The organism is Kitasatospora sp. NPDC059747 (assembly GCF_042732955.1).
Taxonomy (GTDB): Bacteria; Actinomycetota; Actinomycetes; order Streptomycetales; family Streptomycetaceae; genus Kitasatospora.
The window spans coordinates 1-16,673 of sequence record NZ_JBHWGV010000107.1 but is presented as its reverse complement, the minus strand read 5'-3'; the positions used below and the strand labels follow the sequence as shown (position 1 = coordinate 16,673).

Below are 16,673 nucleotides of genomic sequence, written 5' to 3'. Positions count from 1 at the left end.
GGCCCAGGGCCCAGGGCCTAGCGGAGCGGGCCGTCCCCCGGCTCCTCCTGGTGGGTGTAGCGCTGCTCGCGCCACGGGTCGGCGAGGTTGTGGTAGCCGCGCTCCTCCCAGAAGCCGCGCCGGTCGGCCCGCATGTACTCGACCGCGCGGACCCACTTCGGGCCCTTCCAGGCGTACAGCTGCGGGACGACGAGCCGGACGGGGAAGCCGTGTTCCGCGGTCAGCGGCTCGCCGTTGCGGTGGGTGGCGAAGAGCGTGCGCGGATCGGCGAAGTCGGCCAGCCGCAGGTTGGCGCTGTAGCCGTACTCGGCCCAGACCATCACGTGCGTGACGCCGGGCGCCGGGGGCACGAGGTCGAGGACGAGGGAGGCCGGGACGCCCGTCCACTCGTTGCCGAGCACCGAGAACTTGGTCACGCAGTGCAGGTCCGCGCGGACGGTGGTGCGCGGCAGGGCGGTGAAGGCGTCGAAGTCCCAGCTGTGCTTCTCCGCCGAGGCGGTCGCGCCGAACACCTGGAGGTCCCAGGTCAGCGGCTTGAAGCGGGGCACGGGACCGTAGTGCAGGGCGGGCCAGCCGCGCTGGACGCGCTGCCCCGGGGGGAGCCTCGGGTCAGGCGGCGGAAGCTGTTCTTGTTCGGACTGACCCATGGCTCCATGGTGACAGACGGCGTCCGGCCCCCGGCGCGCGCCCCTTTCGGTGCCCCGCGCGCCCCGCCCGTACGGGCCAACGGCCGGCAGACATTCCCCCAAATCGGATATTCCGACACATGTCCTAGTGAGTGTGAACTTACTGGAAGTCCCTCCCATTTCGGTGCCAGGATGCGCAGCGCAGCACTCACAGCAGGCCCCAGCGCAGGGAGGCACCGTCATGCAGGGCGATCCCGAGGTCATCGAGTTCCTCAACGAGCAGCTCACCGCCGAGCTCACCGCGATCAACCAGTACTTCCTGCATGCCAAGATGCAGGAGAACTTCGGCTGGACGAAGCTCGCCAAGTTCACCCGGCACGAGTCGATCGACGAGATGAAGCACGCCGAGGTGCTCACCGACCGGATCCTCTTCCTGGAGGGCCTGCCGAACTACCAGCGGCTGTTCCACGTCCGGATCGGGCAGACGGTCAAGGAGATGTTCGAGGCCGACCGCCAGGTCGAGGTCGAGGCGATCGACCGGCTCAAGCGCGGGATCGTGGTCATGCGCGCCAAGAACGACGTCACCTCGGCGAACATCTTCGAGGACATCCTGGCGGACGAGGAGCACCACATCGACTACCTCGACACCCAGCTGGAGCTCCTGGAGAAGCTCGGCGAGGCGCTCTACCTCGCCCAGCTGATCGAGCAGCCGGAGTCCTGAGCCGCCGCGGCGGTCAGGCCGCGCGCAGCGGGACGACGGACGCCGGGACCGGGGCCGTCGGGGCCGGTGCGACCGGCCCCGGGGCGGCGGGGCCCTCGGGGTCCGCGAGGCCGAGCCTGGCGGCCAGCCGGGCGGTCGGGCAGGGCCGGGCGCCGTGCTCGCCGAGCAGCGCCTGTATCCGGCGCACGCACGAGCCGCAGTCGGTGCCGGCCTTGCAGCCCTTGGCGATCTGCCGCGGGGTGTTGGCGCCCTCGTCGATCGCCCGCTTCACCTGGTCCTCGGTGACCGCATGGCACATGCACACGTACATCGCGGTCTCTCCCGGGGGTGTGGCGCAGCTGCTCTCGACTGCAGTGGATCTTGACTAAGGCTTGCCTTAGTTCACTAAGCCTCACCTTACCCGGCGTTCCGGGTACGAAAAAGCCCCTCCGGCCTCGGGAATCCCGAAACCGGAGGGGCCTTCGTCACATCCGGGGGCTGCGGCACGACCGGGACCTACTGGCCGCGGTACATCTCCGCCACCAGGAACGCCAGGTCGAGCGACTGGCTGCGGTTGAGGCGCGGGTCGCAGGCCGTCTCGTAGCGCTGGTGCAGGTCGTCGACCAGCACCTCGTCGCCGCCGCCGACGCACTCGGTCACGTCGTCGCCGGTCAGCTCCACGTGGATGCCGCCCGGGTGGGTGCCGAGCGCGCGGTGCACCTCGAAGAAGCCCTTGACCTCGTCGAGCACGTCGTCGAAGCGGCGGGTCTTGTGGCCGCTGGAGGCCTCGAAGGTGTTGCCGTGCATCGGGTCGCAGATCCACACCGGCTGGGCGCCGGACGCGGTGACCTTCTCCACCAGGGTGGGCAGGTGGTCACGGACCTTGCCCGCACCCATCCGGGTGATGAAGGTGAGGCGGCCGGGCTCGCGCTCCGGGTCCAGCTTCTCGATCAGGGTCAGCGCGTCGTCCACCGAGGTGGTCGGGCCGAGCTTGACGCCGATCGGGTTGCGGATCTTCGAGGCGAACTCGATGTGCGCGTGGTCCAGCTGCCGGGTGCGCTCACCGATCCACACCATGTGGCCGGAGACGTCGTACAGCTCGCCGGTGCGCGAGTCCACGCGGGTCAGCGCGGTCTCGTAGTCGAGGACCAGCGCCTCGTGCGAGGAGTAGAACTCGACCGTCTTGAACTCCTCCGGGGCGACACCACAGGCGTTCATGAACGCCAGCGCGTTGTCGATCTCCCGGGCGAGCTGCTCGTAGCGCTGGCCGGCCGGCGAGTTGCGGACGAAGTCCTGGTTCCAGGCGTGCACCTGGCGCAGGTCGGCGTAACCACCGGTGGTGAAGGCGCGCACCAGGTTCAGCGTCGCGGCGGACGCGTTGTACATCCGCTTCAGGCGCTCCGGGTCCGGGATGCGGGACTCGGGGGTGAACTCGAAGCCGTTCACCGAGTCGCCGCGGTACACCGGCAGGGTCACGCCGTCCCGGGTCTCGGTCGACTTCGAGCGCGGCTTCGAGTACTGGCCGGCGATCCGGCCCACCTTCACGACCGGCACGGAGGCCGCGTACGTCAGCACCGCGGCCATCTGCAGCAGCGTCTTCAGCTTGTTGCGGATGTGCTCGGCCGAGACGCCGTCGAAGGCCTCGGCGCAGTCGCCGCCCTGCAGGAGGAACGCCTCTCCACGCGCCACGGCAGCGAGCCTGGCGCGCAGCTGGTCGCACTCGCCGGCGAAGACGAGGGGCGGATAGGAGGCGAGCTCCGCAAGGGTCTTGCGCAGAGCCTCTTGGTCCGGCCATTCAGGCTGCTGCGCCGCGGGCAGGGACTGCCAGGAGTGGAGATTCGTCACGGTCACACGGCCAAGGCTACGGGGTGACACCAGCGATTCGTGACCAATGCTCGATGGGTGAGACACATCTCGGACAAAGAAGTGACCGGCCTCACCCGGTCCGCCCAATCCGCTACGCTCGACCCATGCACGCGCCCCACACCCACTCCTGGTGGTGGGCCTCCCCCTCGGGTGGCCCACCGATCGCGCGTTCCTAGACGAACACGACGGCCGCCCCTCGGGGCGGCCGTCGGCGTCTGAGCAGACGGCCCCTCCGGGAGCGGAACACCCCAGCACCGCACCCCGCACGTCCTCCCGGAAGGAAGCCGCACCGTGACCACCACCGCCGACCTGCTCGCCCGCCTCACCGGCCCCGACGCCCCGGCCTTCGCACTGCTGCACCGCCGCACCCCGCGACTCGCCCCGGACACCGTCGAGGTGCTGCTGGGCACCGTCGGCACGTACGAGCACCTCGCCGACCTGCCGGTCCGCTCCGGCGCGCCGGAGGGCGGCCCGGTTCACGACCTGCTCGCGCTCGTCCCCTACCGGCAGATCCGCGAGCGCGGCTTCGAGGCGCACGACGACGGCACACCGCTCCAGGCCCTCGCGGTGACCGAGCAGTACGCCCTTCCGTTGGCCGAACTCGTGGCCGCACTACCGCAGTTGCCGGTCACACTGACGGACGGCTCGTTCGACGTGGACGACGCCGCGTACGCCGACATCGTCCGCCGGGTGATCCGGGACGAGATCGGCAACGGCGAGGGCGCCAACTTCGTGATCCGGCGCGACTTCACGGCCACGCTGGAGAACTTCTCGCCCGAGCTCGCCCTCACCCTGTTCCGCCGTCTGCTCGACCAGGAGCGCGGCGCGTACTGGACGTTCCTCGTCCACACCGGGGAGCGCCTTGCCGGAGGCGAGCCGGGTCGCTGCCTGGTCGGCGCCTCCCCCGAGGTGCACGTCCGGCAGAGCGGCGGCACCGTCGTGATGAACCCGATCTCCGGCACCTACCGCTATCCGGCGGGCGGCTCGGACATCGACTCCCTCCTCCGGTTCCTGCACGATCCGAAGGAGCTGGAAGAGCTCACGATGGTCGTCGACGAAGAGCTGAAGATGATGTGCACCGTCGGCGACCTCGGCGGCCAGGTGCTCGGCCCCCGGCTCAAGGAGATGTCCCACCTCGCCCACACCGAGTACGAACTGCGCGGCCGCACCTCGCTGGACGTCCGGGACGTGCTCCGCGAGACGATGTTCGCCGCCACCGTCACCGGCAGCCCGGTCCAGAACGCCACCCGCGTCATCCGGCGCTACGAGCCCGGCGGACGCGGCTACTACTCCGGCGCGCTCGCCCTCATCGGCCGCTCGGCCAGCGGCGGCCAGCTGCTCGACTCCCCCATCTGCATCCGCACCGCCGACATCGACCCGGCCACCGGGCGCCTCGTCGTGCGGGTCGGCGCCACCCTCGTCCGGCACTCCGACCCGGAGTCCGAGGTCGCCGAGACGCACGCCAAGGCCGCCGGGGTGCTCACCGCGATCGGCGCCCGGCCCGTGCCCGCCCGGCTGCCCAACCCGGGCGGGCCGCGCCTCGGCGACGACCACCGCGTCCAGGCCGCGCTCGGCGCCCGGCGCGGCGGCCTCGCGCCGTTCTGGCTGCGGATGCAGGCCCCGGCCGAGATCACCGAGCCCGAGCCGACCCTCGTCGTCGACGGCGAGGACACGTTCACCGCGATGCTCGCCCACCTGCTCACCTCGCTCGGCCACCGGGTCTCGGTCGTCCGGTACGACGAACCCGGGCTGCGCGCCCGGGTCGCCGCCCACCCCGGAGCGCTCGTGCTCGGCCCCGGGCCGGGCGACCCCCGGCTCGCCGACGACCCCAAGATGGCCGTGCTCCGGCCGATCGTCGCCGACACCCTGGCCGCCGTCCGCTCCGGTGCCCGGACGGCGCCGCTGCTCGCGGTCTGCCTGAGCCACCAGCTGCTCGCCGCCGAGCTCGGCCTCGGGCTGGCGCGCAAGCCCGTCCCGTACCAGGGCGCGCAGGAGACCGTCGACCTGTTCGGGACGAAGCGCACGGTGGGCTTCTACAACACGTTCACCGCACGCTGCACGGACGCCGACGCGGCCCGGCTCGCCGCCGAGGGCGTCGAAGTCGCGCGCGACGCGGCCACCGGCGACGTGCACGCGCTCCGCGGGCCCGGCTTCGCCGGCCTCCAGTTCCACCCGGAGTCGGTGCTGACCCGCGAGGGCGTGGACATCGTCGCCGCCCTGCTCCGCCAGACGGCGGCCGCGCGGCGCTGAGGGGCCGGGCGGCGGGATCCGGGCAGAGCGCCCGCTCGGATCCCACCGCCGGAGGCACCCCTCGGATCTCGTCAGATCTCGTCGTCCGGCCCCTGCTCGATCGCGTACCGCACCAGCTCCAGGCCCGCCCCCGAACCCCCCGGCCCCTCCGAACCGCCGGAGGCACCCCTCAGATCTCGTCGTCCAGCCCCTGCTCGATCGCGTACCGCACCAGCTCCAGGCCGGCCCCCGCCCCCCCGGCCCCTCCGAACCGCCGGAGGCACCCCTCAGATCTCGTCGTCCAGCCCCTGCTCGATCGCGTACCGCACCAGCTCCACCCGGTTGTGCAACTGCAGCTTCCCCAGAGTGTTCTGCACGTGGTTCTGCACCGTCCGGTGCGACAGCACCAGGCGCTCGGCGATCTGGCGGTACGACAGGCCCTTCGCCACGAGCCGCAGGACCTCCGTCTCGCGGGCAGTCAGCTGGGGCACGGCCGGGGCGGAGGCCGGGGCCGGTTCGGCGGCCAGGCGGCGGAACTCGCCGAGCACCAGGCCGGCCAGGCCCGGGGTGAAGACCGCGTCGCCGACGGCCGTACGCCGCACGGCGTCCAGCAGCTCCTCCCGCCCGGCCGACTTCACCAGGTAGCCGGTCGCGCCGGACTTCACGGCCTCCAGCACATCCTGGTGCTCGCCGCTCGCGGAGAGCACCAGCACCCGCACCGACGGGTCGTGCGCCACGACCTGCCGGCACACCTCGGCGCCGGGCAGGCCGGGCAGGTTGAGGTCGAGCACGACCACCTGGGGCGTGCAGGCCCGGGCCCGGCGGACGGCCTCCTCGCCGTCGCCCGCGGTGGCCACCACGTCCAGCCCGGCCTCGGCGAGGTCGCGCGAGACGGCGTCGCGCCACATCGGGTGGTCGTCCACGACCATCACCCGCACCGGCCGTTCGGCCGCCGGATCAGTCGCTGGCTGGTCGGTCATCGGAGCCCTTCCTCGGGACGCGCAGTTCGACCTCGACGCCCTCCCCGGGCGCCGAGTACAGCTCGGCGGTGCCGCCGAGGTCCAGCAGCCGGCCGCGGATCGACTGGCTGACGCCGAGCCGTCCGGCCCGCTCCGCCTCGCCGAGCCGCCCGGCGGCGAAGCCGGGGCCGTCGTCGCGGATGCTGACGGTGACGGCCTCCGGCTCGTCCTCGACCAGGATCCAGGCGCGGGCGGCGGGACCGGCGTGCTTGCGGACGTTGTCGACGGCGGCGCCGACCGCCGCGGCCAGTTCGCCGACGGCGGGCGCGGGCAGCAGGACGGGTGTGCCGGGGGCGGAGATCGTGATCCGCTCGTCCGCGTACGGGCGCAGCAGCGCGGTGAGGTCGCCCGGCTCCTCGACGGCCTGCGGTGAGCGGCGGGCGGGGATCGGGCCGCCGGTCATCAGCGTCCGCAGGGCGCGCTCCTGTTCGCCCGCGAGGCGGCCGAGCTCGGCGAAGTCGGCGCCGGCGCCGGGGCGTTCGGCCTGCTCGGCGCCCCGGCGCTGGACCAGCGCGAGCACCTGGAGGACGCCGTCGTGGATGTCCCGGGAGAGCCGCTCGCGCTCGCGGGTCGCGGCCTCGACCTGGAGGGCGCGGGTGAGCGCGGCCTCGCTGGCGCGGGCGAGTTCGATGACGTAGCCGATCGCGCAGCCGGCCACCATCAGCAGCACGATGTTGTGGACGTTGTCGGCGGTGATGCCGCCGTGGCCGAGGATGTTGGCGACGCCGATCACCGAGCCGGCCGCCGCGGCCCAGCGCCAGCCGCCCTTGCCGGCGAAGCCGAGCACCGTGCCCGCGGCCCAGATGGTCGGCAGGGTGGTCGAGCCGTGGCTGATCCGGACCGGGTCGTCGGTCTGGCCGCTCATCACGATGCCGGTGACGGCCATCGCGAGGTCGGTGCCGAGGACGTACCACGTGCAGCGCTGCGGGCCGGCGAAGGCCCGGGTGCTGGCAAGGGTCCAGAGGGTGAGCGCGCCGAGGTAGATCCAGCCGGCGACGGGGTGCAGGAAGTGCAGGTAGGAGTGGAAGTAGCGGAGCAGGGCGTAGCACAGGGCGAGGACCCGGAAGTAGGACATCGCCCGCCAGAGCGGGAGTTCGACCGACATGCCGCCGGCCGCGACGGTGCCGCCGAGCCCCGTGCCACCGGCACCGGAGCCGCCGCCGGCGCCCACCGCCCCGGTTCTGCCGCCGTCCGTCATCCGCCCGCCCCTCCCCTGGGCCTCCGGGTGGTCCGTCAGGCCGACCCGGTGTCCTTCTGCTCCTGCGTCTTCTCCGCCTCGGCGGCCTTCTCGGCTTCCGCGGCCTTCTCGGCCTCGGCCGCCTTCTCCGCCTCGGCCTTCTCCGCCTTGGCGGCGGCCTTGCGCTCGGCGTCGGCGCGCTTCTTGTCCTCGGAGATCTGCCGCTTGGCGGCCGTCGCGTAGATGTCGACGTACTCCTGGCCCGAGAGGCGCATGATCTCGTACATCACCTCGTCCGTCACCGAACGGAGGATGAAGCGGTCGTTCTCCATGCCCTGGTAGCGGGAGAAGTCCAGCGGGCGGCCGATCCGGATGCCGGGGCGGATGCCGAAGTTGGGGACGACCTGACCGGGCGGCTGCACCTTCTCGGTGTCGATCATGGCGACCGGGATGACCGGCGCGCCGGTGGCCAGCGCGACGCGGGCCAGACCGCCGACCTTGCCGCGGTACAGCTTGCCGTCGGGCGAGCGGGTGCCCTCGGGGTAGACGCCGAAGAGCTCGCCGCGGTCCAGGACCGCGATCGCGCTGCGGATCGCGGCCTCGCCGGCGCCGCGCACCCCGGAGCGGTCGACCGGCAGCTGGCCGACGCCCTTGAAGAAGGCGGCGGTCAGCCGGCCCTTGAGGCCCGGGGTGTTGAAGTACTCGGCCTTCGCGATGAAGGTGACCCGGCGCTTGATCAGTGCCGGGAAGAAGAACGAGTCCGAGAAGGACAGGTGGTTGCTCGCGATGATCGCCGCACCCTCGGTCGGGATGTTCTCCTCACCCTCGATCCACGGCCGGAAGAAGATCCGAAGCAGTGGCGCGACGATCATCTTCATCAGTCGGTAGAACAACCCGGGCCTCCTGTATTGCGGACCGGTCGATCCTAATGCCCCGTGAGCGCGGCCCGCGCCCCGCCCCGCTCGCCGGGTGGGCGCGGGGCGCACGCCCGGGGGTGTACGACCCGGCGGAGCGCGTGGGACGATGCGAATTCCGCAGCCTCCAGTTCCAGCGTCCCCTCCCCCAGCGCCGCCCGCCCGCGAAGGAGCCCGCCATGCCGTTGCTGCCCGGTGCCGAACCGTACCGCCACCGGGGCGGACCGGTGGGGGTCCTGCTGTGCCACGGCTTCACCGGGTCGCCGCAGTCGATGCGCCCGTGGGCGGAGCAGCTGGCGGCGGCCGGGCTCACGGTCTCCCTGCCGCTGCTGCCGGGGCACGGCACCCGTTGGCAGGACATGCAGGTCACCCGGTGGGAGGACTGGTACGCCGAGGTCGACCGGGAGCTGCGGGTGCTCGCCGAGGAGTGCGAACAGGTCTTCGTCTTCGCGCTGTCGATGGGCGGCGCGCTGGCCCTGCGGCTGGCCGCGCTGCACGGCCCGACGGTCTCCGGACTGGTGCTGGTCAACCCGTCGGTGCGCTCGGACAACCCCGCGAGTGTGCTGCTTCCGGTGCTGCGCCACCTCCTCCCGAGCGTCCCCGGGATCACCGACGACATCGCCCGGCCCGGCGTCACCGAGGGCGGCTACGACCGGACGCCGCTGGACGCCGCCTGGTCCCTGGGCAAGCTGTGGCAGGAGGTCCAGCGGCGGCTGCCGGAGGTGACCCAGCCGGTGCTGCTGTTCCGCAGTCCGCAGGACCACGTGGTCTCGCCGGCCAACTCGGAACTGGTGCTGGCCCGGATATCCTCGACCGACGTGACGGAGCGGCTGTGCCAGCGCAGCTTCCACGTCGCGACGCTGGACCACGACGCGGCGGAAATATTCAGGGGCGGCCTGGACTTCATCCGACGGCTGGCTCCCGCGCACGCGGCGGGCGTCAACCGGGTCGAATCCGACGATCACCATGGCTGAAGGGCCGGAAGTGCACGAGAGCAGCACGGCGGGCGGCGGGGACGAGGCACCCCGCGAGGACGGCACGACCGACGGGGCGACGAACGACGCGGTGGGGAGCGGCGTCGGCGGCGGCACGGCGGCGGACGGGGCCGGCGAGGCCCCCGCGGAGCCCCGGCCGCGGCGCGCGCCCGAGCGCAGCCAGGCCGAACAGGACGAGATCTTCGCCGCCCTGGTGGCCCAGTTCGACGACCCCGTCGACCTGAACAACCCGAACTGGCCGGAGATCGAGAACCTCCGGGCCCGGGGCGAGCTGAAGGGCGGCTACAAGGACGGCGCCGGCCAGGGCGCCCCCGACGACCTCTCCGACCTGGCCCCGCAGCCCCGCTCCCGGTCGGGCGGCCCGGTGCTGCCGGCCGCCGGCGGGGGCCCGCGCGACTTCGAGCTGTCCGAGGAGACGGACGAGGGCCACTTCATCCCGCCGGATCCGGAGCCGCTGCCGCCGGCGGACGTGACCACCAAGTTCGCGTGGCTCGCGGTGCTCGGCGGCCCGGCGCTGCTGCTGTTCGACGCGGTGGTGTGGCGGGAGATCTCCGGCTGGCCGGCCTGGGTCGGGTTCAGCGCCTTCCTGGGCGGCTTCGTGACCCTCGTGGTCCGGATGAAGGACCGCGACGAGGACGAGCCGGAGGACCCGGACCACGGCGCGGTCGTGTAGCCGGTGCCGTGGCCGGGCGGGTCCGCCGTGTTGCGACCCCCGGCGCATCATTAGGGCTCGGGGATCTCCAGCACGGCGAGCACCGGCAGGTGGTCGGTCGCGGCCCGCAGGTCCGCCTCGGTGACGCCCGGCAGCCCGTGCGGCACACCGCAGGCGCGCACGGTGATCCCGGGCGTGGCGAAGACGGCGTCGATCCGCTGGTAGGGGCGCTCCGGGACGGACGTGAACTCGCCGCCCCAGGGCGCCGTGACGTGCCCGTCCTGGAGCCGCGAGGCCAGCAGCCGCCACCCCTCGCCGTCCGGGTGCTCGTTGAAGTCGCCCGCGATGACGCCGAGTTCGGTGATCCCGAGCTGGTCGAGCAGCAGCTCGAACTGCCCGTACCGCTCGTCGGCGTCCAGGCTCAGGTGGCAGCTGGTGACGGTGAACGGCGCCGAACCGGGCAGCCGGAGCAGCGCGGTGGCGAAGCCGCGGGCGTGCAGGCCGCGGGTCTTGGGCAGGAAGCGGTCGTGCACGCCGAGCACCTCGACGGCGCCGGGCCGGCCGAGCAGCAGCGGCCCGGCCGCCGTCCGGCCGCCGCCGGCGAGGACGGCCGTCCCGGTGCGCCGCGCGAGCCACCCGGCCTGGCCCTCGGGGCGCCAGTAGCGCGGCGATTCCTGGATGCAGACGAGGTCCGGCTCGCACGCCCGGATCACCCGGACGAGTGCTTCGCGGTCGTCGCGCAGCGAGCGGACGTTGTAGCCGAGCAGCCGCAGTCGGCGCGGGCCGGGCCCGGGCAGCGGTGCGGTGGGTGCCGTCGTCATGTTCCTCCCCGTCCGTGATCGGTGGGACCGACCGTACGGCAGCCCGGGGACGTGCGACGGCGGCGGCGCGTCCGGAGGTGGTCGGGGTCCGGTCGCACCGCCGCCGGCGGGCTCTTCTTCTTCGAGGGGTGGGGCGGGTCAGACGGTGCGGGCGAGGTCGGCCGCGCCGGCGATGCCGGCGGCCGAGCCCATCGAGGCCAGGACGACCTCGGCGCGCGGGCGGTGCACGCCGCCGGTCAGGTAGTGCTCGAAGGCCTTGGCGACCGGGTCGAGCAGCAGCCGGCCGGAGTCGGAGACGCCGCCGCCGAGGACGAAGACGCCCGGGTCGAAGAGCGCGGCGAGGTCGGCCATGCCGCGGCCCAGCCAGTCGGCGAGCTCGGCGTAGCACTCCAGGGCGAGCGGGTCGCCCGCCTCGGCGGCCTCGGTGATGTGGATGCCGCGGATGGTCTCGGCGACGCCGTCGTTGAGCTCCAGCATCCGCCGGCCGCGGACCGGGTCGGCGGCGGCCTTCTCCCGGCCGTAGCGGCGCAGCGAGCGCCCGGAGCCGTACTGCTCCCAGCAGCCCTTGCCGCCGCAGCCGCACTGCAGGCCGTCGGGGACCATGTTGAGGTGGCCGATCTCGCCGGCCACGCCGAACCGGCCGCGGTGCAGCCGGCCGTCCAGGACGATGCCGCCGCCGATGCCGGTGCCGACGGTGATCAGGACCATGTCCTCGTGGTCGGCGGCGGCGCCGAAGCGGAACTCGGCCCAGGCGGCGCAGTTGGCGTCGTTCTCGACGACGGTGTCGAGGCCGGTGAGCTCCTCGATCCGGCCGCGCAGCGGCTCGTTCTCCCAGTCGATGTTGGGCGCGAAGATCACCGTGGAACGGTTGCGGTCGACGAAGCCGGGGGCGCCGACGCCGACGGCGGTGACGTCGGGGTGCTGCTCCTTGAGCTCGCGCACGGCCTGCGCGATGGCGTCGACGGCCCACTGGGGGTCGGCCGGGGTGGGCACCCTGGTCCTGGCGAGGATCGCGCCCGCCTCGTCGACCACACCTGCCGCGATCTTGGTCCCGCCGACATCGACGCCGATGGTCAGAGCCATGTGTCCCTCAGCTATTCACTCGTTCCCGCTGGACGGAACGGTACCGCCCAAACACGCCCTCGTACACAGCCTCGCATACATTAGCCGAAGACAATCCGGGACCAACCGGGCCGTGACGCTTCAAAAGTCTTACGAATACTCCCGGTTCGTCACGCTCGGGGGTGAGATCGTCACCCGTCAGGGGTTACGGATTCACTGCTTGGTGGACGGCTCGTCGGGGCTGTCGAGGTCGATCCGCTCGCTGGCGGCGCCGTCGCCCGCGGTCCAGCGGCGCTCGTGGCCGGCCCCGGCGGCGCGGTAGGCGGCCAGCAGCTCGGCGCCGGCGGCGGCGAGTCCGGAGCCGGCGGCCGCGAGGTGCCCGTAGACCTCCGGCTTCTGCTCGCGCAGCCGGTCGGCGAAGCCGGCCAGGGTGATCAGGGTGTCGGCGCTCGCCTCCTGGGCCTTCTGGCCGAAGGCGTCGGCGAACCGGCGCACCTCGTCCACCAGCGGGCCGAGCTCCGGGCCGAAGGGGTGGGCCTGCGTGTCCCCGGGACCGCCCGCCGCGCCGTCCGCGTCGGCGTCCGACGGCCCGCTCGCCGCCTGGTCCGTCGCCCCGCTGGTCGGTCCGTTCGCCGCCTCGTCCGTCGACCCGTCGGTCGACCCGTCCGTCGGCTCGGTACGGTCGGTGCTGGTCATCGCGGGGCCTCCTCTGCTGCGGCCGCACCCCGCGGCCACCGGCCACCGACGCTACCCGAGGCGCGACACGGCCCCGCGGCGCAGGAGGACGTCAGCCCCGGGGCCAGAGCGCCGGATCGGGCGCGAACCGCACCGTGAGCACCCCGTCGGTCAGCCCCGCGCCCGCGACGGTGCAGCGGCGCAGCGCCGACGGCAGGGCGAGCACCCGGCGGTGGGCGCCGAGGCCGACCACCAGCTCGTCGCCACGGCGCACGAGGTCCAGGTCGGCCCGCTCGGCGCCCGGCAGCGCGAGGTGCCACACCAGCAGGCCCTCCTCGGCGAGCCGGTCCTCCACCGGCCAGGGCTCGGCGGCCAGCGGCTCGGGGCCGGGTCCGTCCCCGTAGAGGCGGTCGGCGACGGCCTCCAGGGTGACGTCGGCGAGCCCGGTGAGGAGGACGGGGGCGTCGCTCGCCGCCGTCAGCGCGGCCAGTTCCTCGCGGCGGCGCTCGGCCAGCGCGGCCAGCCACGGGTCGGGCGACTCCAGCGCCTTGTCCGGCAGCGCGCCGTGCACCACGACGGCGTCCGGCCGGTGCCCGTGCAGGGCCAGCCCGGCGCGGATCCGCCGCAGGTCGTCGAACGGATGGCCGTCGGCCGACACGACGAGGCGGACGCTGGTGCCGGGCGAGGTGATCGCGGCCCGGGACTCGGCGAGCACGCCGGCGGCCTTGCCGCGGCTCTCGTACAGCCAGTCGGCGGGCATCGGGACACCGGCCAGTCCGGCCAGCAGCGGGCGCAGCGCCCGGGCGGCCTGGCGCTGCTCGGGGACCAGCCGGTCCAGGTAGCGCTCCAGCTGCTCGGGCAGGGCGAGGGCGCCGATCAGCTCGGCGGGCGGCGGGGCGAGCACGACCAGGACGTCCCCGTCGGCGGCGGGCAGGGCGCGCAGCAGGGCGATCCGGGCGATGCCCGGGAGGGCGGTGAGCTCCTCGGGGTCGAGCGGCTCGGCCCCGAGCAGGTCGAGGGCGGGCTTGAGGCGCCCGGCGATCTCGCCGAGGGCGTGCCGGAAGGCGGCCTGCTCGTCGATCCGGGAGACGGTCAGGCCGGTTGCGTACCGCAGCGGTTCGGGTTCCAGGCGGACGCCCAGCACGGAGTCCAGCGCCCGGTGCGGGTCGTCGGCGGCCAGCAGCCAGACCCGCCGGCCGCCGCGGGCGGCGTGCAGGGCGGTGGCGGCGGCCACCGCGGGCGCGCCCGCGTCGCCGCTGACCAGGATGGTGCGTGTCGCCGTCATGCCGTCGGGCCCCCGTTCCGCGCCGTCAGCCCTGGGCGGGCTTCTTGCCGCCGCCGTCCTCGACGCGCTTCTTCAGGCCGGCCAGCGCGCGGTCGATGATGACCTTCTCGGCCTTGCGCTTGATCATGCCCAGCATCGGGATCTTGACGTCCACGGCGAGCTGGTACGTGACCTCGGTGCGGTCGGCGCCGAGCGGGGCGAGGGTGTAGGAGCCGTCGAGCGAGCGGAGCATCTGGCTGCGCACGAGGGTCCAGCCGACCTCGCGGTCGCCGTCCCAGGTGTAGGCGAGGACGTGCTCGTCGCGGATGGCGCCGGCGTCGAGCAGCAGGCGGACCTTCGAGGCGCGGCCGTCCTCGGCGGCCTCCAGGACCTCGATCTCCTTGACCTCGCCGGTCCAGGCCGGGTAGGCGGCGAAGTCGGCGATCACGGCCATGACCGTGGCCGGGGTCGCGTCGATGGTGATGCTCGACCTGGTGTGCTCCGCCATGGAATGGCCCTCCGACTCGGTCCCTCTTGCCTGCCGCCCCGGTCGAGGCGTGCTCGCCCGGGTGCGCCCGGAGCAGGCTATCGCGACCGGCGATCGACTCGGCCGCACGGGCACCGGGCGGCGGACGGCGGGCGCCCGCGGGCGCCCGGCGGCGGCGCATGTTACCGGCCGGTCGCCCGGCCCTGCCGTAGGGTGCCAGTCGAACGACCCGGTCACGGCCTGGTCCGACCCGGCCGGGTGTGACACTTCGAACACCGGGGCCGACCCCCCTGGTCGAAGCTGCCTACCGGGCAGTAACGTCCTGCCGTCCCGCAGCGTCGCGAACGAGGAGCAGTCTTGCTCGACTTCAGCCTTCCGGCCCTCTACCAGGTACCGAGCGGCGGTAACCTCTCCGACCTCGTGCACCAGAACGCCGAGCGGTACCCGGACGTCGTGGTGCTCAGCCGGAAGGTGGACGGCCGCTGGCAGGAGTTGACCGCGACCCAGTTCCTGGTGGAGGTGCACGCGGCGGCGAAGGGCCTGATCGCCTCGGGCATCCGGCCCGGCGACCGGGTGGGCGTCATGTCCCGCACCCGGTACGAGTGGACGCTGCTGGACTTCGCGATCTGGACGGCCGGCGCGATCACCGTGCCGGTGTACGAGACCTCCTCCGCCGAGCAGGTCGAGTGGATCCTCGGCGACTCCGGCGCGGTCGCCGTGTTCGCCGAGACCGACCAGCACCTCAAGGTGGTCGAGGAGGTCCGCGGCCGGCTGCCGAAGCTGGAGCACCTCTGGCAGATCGAGGGCGGCGCGATCGCCGCGCTGGCCGAGGCGGGCGAGGGCGTCGCGGACGCGACCGTCCAGGAGCGCCGTTCGACCGCCTCCGAGGACTCGATCGCCACCATCGTCTACACCTCGGGCACCACCGGCCGCCCGAAGGGCTGTCAGCTGACGCACGGCAACTTCCTGGCCGAGTGCGGCAACGTCGTCGAGCGCCTCACCCCGCTGTTCCGCACCGGCGAGAGCTCCGTCCTGCTGTTCCTCCCGCTGGCCCACGTGCTCGGCCGGATCGTCGAGATCGCCCCGGCGATGGCCCCGATCAAGCTGGGCCACGTCTCCGACATCAAGGACGTCACCGCCGAGCTGGCCTCCTTCCGCCCGACCCTCATCCTCGGCGTGCCGCGGGTGTTCGAGAAGGTCTACAACACCGCCCGCGCCAAGGCCCAGGCCGACGGCAAGGGCAAGATCTTCGACAAGGCCGCCGCGACCGCGATCGCCTACAGCCGCGCCCTGGACGCCGGCGGCGCCGGCCTCGGCCTGCGGATCAAGCACGCGGTGTTCGACAAGCTGGTCTACAGCAAGCTGCGCGCCGCCCTCGGCGGCCGGGCCACCCACGCCATCTCCGGCGGCGCCCCGCTCGGCGAGCGCCTCGGCCACTTCTACCGCGGCATCGGCTTCACCGTCCTGGAGGGCTACGGCCTGACCGAGACCTGCGCGGCCACCGCCTTCAACCCGTGGGACAAGCCGAAGATCGGCACGGTCGGCCAGCCGGTGCCCGGCGCCTCCGTGCGGATCGCCGAGGACGGCGAGGTCTTCTTCAAGGGCCCGCACGTCTTCACCGGCTACTGGAACAACCCGCAGGCGACCGCCGACAGCCTCAAGGACGGCTGGATGGCCACCGGCGACCTCGGCTCGCTGGACTCCGAGGGCTACCTGACCATCACCGGCCGCAAGAAGGAGATCATCGTCACGGCGGGCGGCAAGAACGTCGCCCCGGCGGTGATCGAGGACCGGATCCGGGCGCACGCGCTGGTCGGCGAGGTCATGGTGGTCGGCGACCGCAAGCCCTTCATCGGCTGCCTGATCACCGTCGACCCGGACTTCTTCCCCAAGTGGAAGGAGCTCAACGGCAAGCCCGCCACCGCGACGGTCGCCGAACTGCGCGAGGACCCGGACCTGCTGGCCGCGCTCCAGACCGCCGTCGACGACGGCAACGCGGCCGTCTCGCACGCCGAGGCGGTCAAGAAGTTCCGCCTGCTGGACACCGAGTTCTCCGAGGAGAGCGGCCACCTCACGCCGTCCCTGAAGCTCAAGCGCAACGTCGTCCTGAAGGACTTCGCGGCCGACGTCGAGGCGATCTACCAGAAGTAGCCGCCCCGGACGCGCGAACGGGCCCGCCTCCCGAC

Annotated in this window: 16 protein-coding genes; 5 read left to right on the top strand and 11 right to left on the bottom strand. The window is 73.3% G+C overall.

All coding sequences use genetic code 11. The features are described from left to right. Positions 1–17: 17 nt before the first annotated feature. Positions 18–647: a sulfite oxidase-like oxidoreductase gene (locus ACFV4G_RS33855; RefSeq protein WP_380446014.1), complete on the bottom strand. Its 630-nt coding sequence runs from the start codon at positions 645–647 to the stop codon at positions 18–20. Positions 648–867: 220 nt separating this feature from the next. Between ACFV4G_RS33855 and bfr the strand changes: the two genes are divergently transcribed. Further along, positions 868–1,347, top strand: a complete 480-nt coding sequence (gene bfr / locus ACFV4G_RS33850) for a bacterioferritin (RefSeq protein WP_380446013.1) — start codon at positions 868–870, stop codon at positions 1,345–1,347. 13 nt (positions 1,348–1,360) lie between these two features. Here the strand turns inward: bfr and ACFV4G_RS33845 are convergent, their stop codons facing one another. After that, entirely contained in the window at positions 1,361–1,657 is a 297-nt protein-coding gene (locus tag ACFV4G_RS33845) for a bacterioferritin-associated ferredoxin (RefSeq protein WP_380446012.1), read from the bottom strand. 185 nt (positions 1,658–1,842) lie between these two features. Further along, the gene (locus ACFV4G_RS33840) at positions 1,843–3,177 is read right to left on the bottom strand and encodes a class II 3-deoxy-7-phosphoheptulonate synthase (RefSeq protein WP_380446011.1); all 1,335 of its coding nucleotides are present in this window, start codon (positions 3,175–3,177) and stop codon (positions 1,843–1,845) included. A gap of 306 nt (positions 3,178–3,483) precedes the next feature. On the opposite strand from ACFV4G_RS33840, the gene ACFV4G_RS33835 reads away from it, so the two are divergent. Next, entirely contained in the window at positions 3,484–5,442 is a 1,959-nt protein-coding gene (locus ACFV4G_RS33835) for an anthranilate synthase family protein (protein WP_380446010.1), read from the top strand. 266 nt (positions 5,443–5,708) lie between these two features. On the opposite strand, the gene ACFV4G_RS33830 is transcribed toward ACFV4G_RS33835, so the two are convergent. The 3 genes from ACFV4G_RS33830 to ACFV4G_RS33820 all read right to left on the bottom strand — a co-directional run bounded on the left by ACFV4G_RS33830 (position 5,709) and on the right by ACFV4G_RS33820 (position 8,510). After that, positions 5,709–6,401 (bottom strand): response regulator, encoded by a 693-nt coding sequence (locus tag ACFV4G_RS33830; protein ID WP_380446009.1) that lies wholly within the window; start codon positions 6,399–6,401, stop codon positions 5,709–5,711. Continuing rightward, on the bottom strand, positions 6,379–7,545 hold the full coding sequence (macS, locus tag ACFV4G_RS33825) for a MacS family sensor histidine kinase (RefSeq protein ID WP_380446030.1): 1,167 nt from the start codon (positions 7,543–7,545) through the stop codon (positions 6,379–6,381). The genes ACFV4G_RS33830 and macS overlap by 23 nt, the downstream gene beginning before the upstream one ends. A 128-nt stretch (positions 7,546–7,673) precedes the next feature. Further along, positions 7,674–8,510: a lysophospholipid acyltransferase family protein gene (locus ACFV4G_RS33820; RefSeq protein WP_380446008.1), complete on the bottom strand. Its 837-nt coding sequence runs from the start codon at positions 8,508–8,510 to the stop codon at positions 7,674–7,676. Positions 8,511–8,710: 200 nt separating this feature from the next. On the opposite strand from ACFV4G_RS33820, the gene ACFV4G_RS33815 reads away from it, so the two are divergent. After that, a complete protein-coding gene (locus tag ACFV4G_RS33815) occupies positions 8,711–9,505 on the top strand; it encodes an alpha/beta hydrolase (protein WP_380446007.1) in 795 nt (264 codons plus the stop codon). Then, entirely contained in the window at positions 9,498–10,199 is a 702-nt protein-coding gene (locus ACFV4G_RS33810) for a hypothetical protein (protein WP_380446006.1), read from the top strand. Before ACFV4G_RS33815 ends, ACFV4G_RS33810 begins: the two co-directional genes overlap by 8 nt. Before the next feature lie 50 nt (positions 10,200–10,249). Here ACFV4G_RS33810 and ACFV4G_RS33805 read toward each other — a convergent pair whose 3' ends face one another. The 5 genes from ACFV4G_RS33805 to ACFV4G_RS33785 all read right to left on the bottom strand — a co-directional run bounded on the left by ACFV4G_RS33805 (position 10,250) and on the right by ACFV4G_RS33785 (position 14,508). Further along, a complete protein-coding gene (locus ACFV4G_RS33805; protein ID WP_380446005.1) occupies positions 10,250–10,999 on the bottom strand; it encodes an endonuclease/exonuclease/phosphatase family protein in 750 nt (249 codons plus the stop codon). A gap of 138 nt (positions 11,000–11,137) precedes the next feature. Next, a complete protein-coding gene (locus tag ACFV4G_RS33800) occupies positions 11,138–12,082 on the bottom strand; it encodes an ROK family glucokinase (RefSeq protein ID WP_380446004.1) in 945 nt (314 codons plus the stop codon). Between the two features lie 192 nt (positions 12,083–12,274). Next, positions 12,275–12,757 carry a DUF5304 family protein gene (locus tag ACFV4G_RS33795; protein WP_380446003.1) on the bottom strand — a complete coding sequence of 161 codons (483 nt, stop codon included), beginning with the start codon at positions 12,755–12,757 and terminating at the stop codon, positions 12,275–12,277. A 91-nt stretch (positions 12,758–12,848) separates the two neighbouring features. After that, positions 12,849–14,021, bottom strand: coding sequence for an ArsA family ATPase (locus ACFV4G_RS33790; protein WP_380446002.1), 1,173 nt, complete (start codon positions 14,019–14,021; stop codon positions 12,849–12,851). A 25-nt stretch (positions 14,022–14,046) separates the two neighbouring features. Then, positions 14,047–14,508, bottom strand: a complete 462-nt coding sequence (locus ACFV4G_RS33785; protein ID WP_380446001.1) for an SRPBCC family protein — start codon at positions 14,506–14,508, stop codon at positions 14,047–14,049. A 336-nt stretch (positions 14,509–14,844) separates the two neighbouring features. Here ACFV4G_RS33785 and ACFV4G_RS33780 point away from each other — a divergent pair, with 336 nt between their 5' ends. Next, positions 14,845–16,638 carry an AMP-dependent synthetase/ligase gene (locus tag ACFV4G_RS33780; RefSeq protein ID WP_380446000.1) on the top strand — a complete coding sequence of 598 codons (1,794 nt, stop codon included), beginning with the start codon at positions 14,845–14,847 and terminating at the stop codon, positions 16,636–16,638. Positions 16,639–16,673: the final 35 nt, after the last annotated feature.

Bases quoted from the DNA above. Each gene is read 5' to 3' on its own strand.
- ACFV4G_RS33855 (WP_380446014.1), bottom strand. From the start codon at position 647: ATGGGTCAGTCCGAACAAGAACAGCTTCCGCCGCCTGACCCGAGGCTC.
- bfr (WP_380446013.1), top strand. From the start codon at position 868: ATGCAGGGCGATCCCGAGGTCATCGAGTTCCTCAACGAGCAGCTCACC.
- ACFV4G_RS33845 (WP_380446012.1), bottom strand. From the start codon at position 1,657: ATGTACGTGTGCATGTGCCATGCGGTCACCGAGGACCAGGTGAAGCGG.
- ACFV4G_RS33830 (WP_380446009.1), bottom strand. From the start codon at position 6,401: ATGACCGACCAGCCAGCGACTGATCCGGCGGCCGAACGGCCGGTGCGG.
- macS (WP_380446030.1), bottom strand. From the start codon at position 7,545: ATGTCGGTCGAACTCCCGCTCTGGCGGGCGATGTCCTACTTCCGGGTC.
- ACFV4G_RS33815 (WP_380446007.1), top strand. From the start codon at position 8,711: ATGCCGTTGCTGCCCGGTGCCGAACCGTACCGCCACCGGGGCGGACCG.
- ACFV4G_RS33810 (WP_380446006.1), top strand. From the start codon at position 9,498: ATGGCTGAAGGGCCGGAAGTGCACGAGAGCAGCACGGCGGGCGGCGGG.
- ACFV4G_RS33805 (WP_380446005.1), bottom strand. From the start codon at position 10,999: ATGACGACGGCACCCACCGCACCGCTGCCCGGGCCCGGCCCGCGCCGA.
- ACFV4G_RS33800 (WP_380446004.1), bottom strand. From the start codon at position 12,082: ATGGCTCTGACCATCGGCGTCGATGTCGGCGGGACCAAGATCGCGGCA.
- ACFV4G_RS33795 (WP_380446003.1), bottom strand. From the start codon at position 12,757: ATGACCAGCACCGACCGTACCGAGCCGACGGACGGGTCGACCGACGGG.
- ACFV4G_RS33790 (WP_380446002.1), bottom strand. From the start codon at position 14,021: ATGACGGCGACACGCACCATCCTGGTCAGCGGCGACGCGGGCGCGCCC.
- ACFV4G_RS33785 (WP_380446001.1), bottom strand. From the start codon at position 14,508: ATGGCGGAGCACACCAGGTCGAGCATCACCATCGACGCGACCCCGGCC.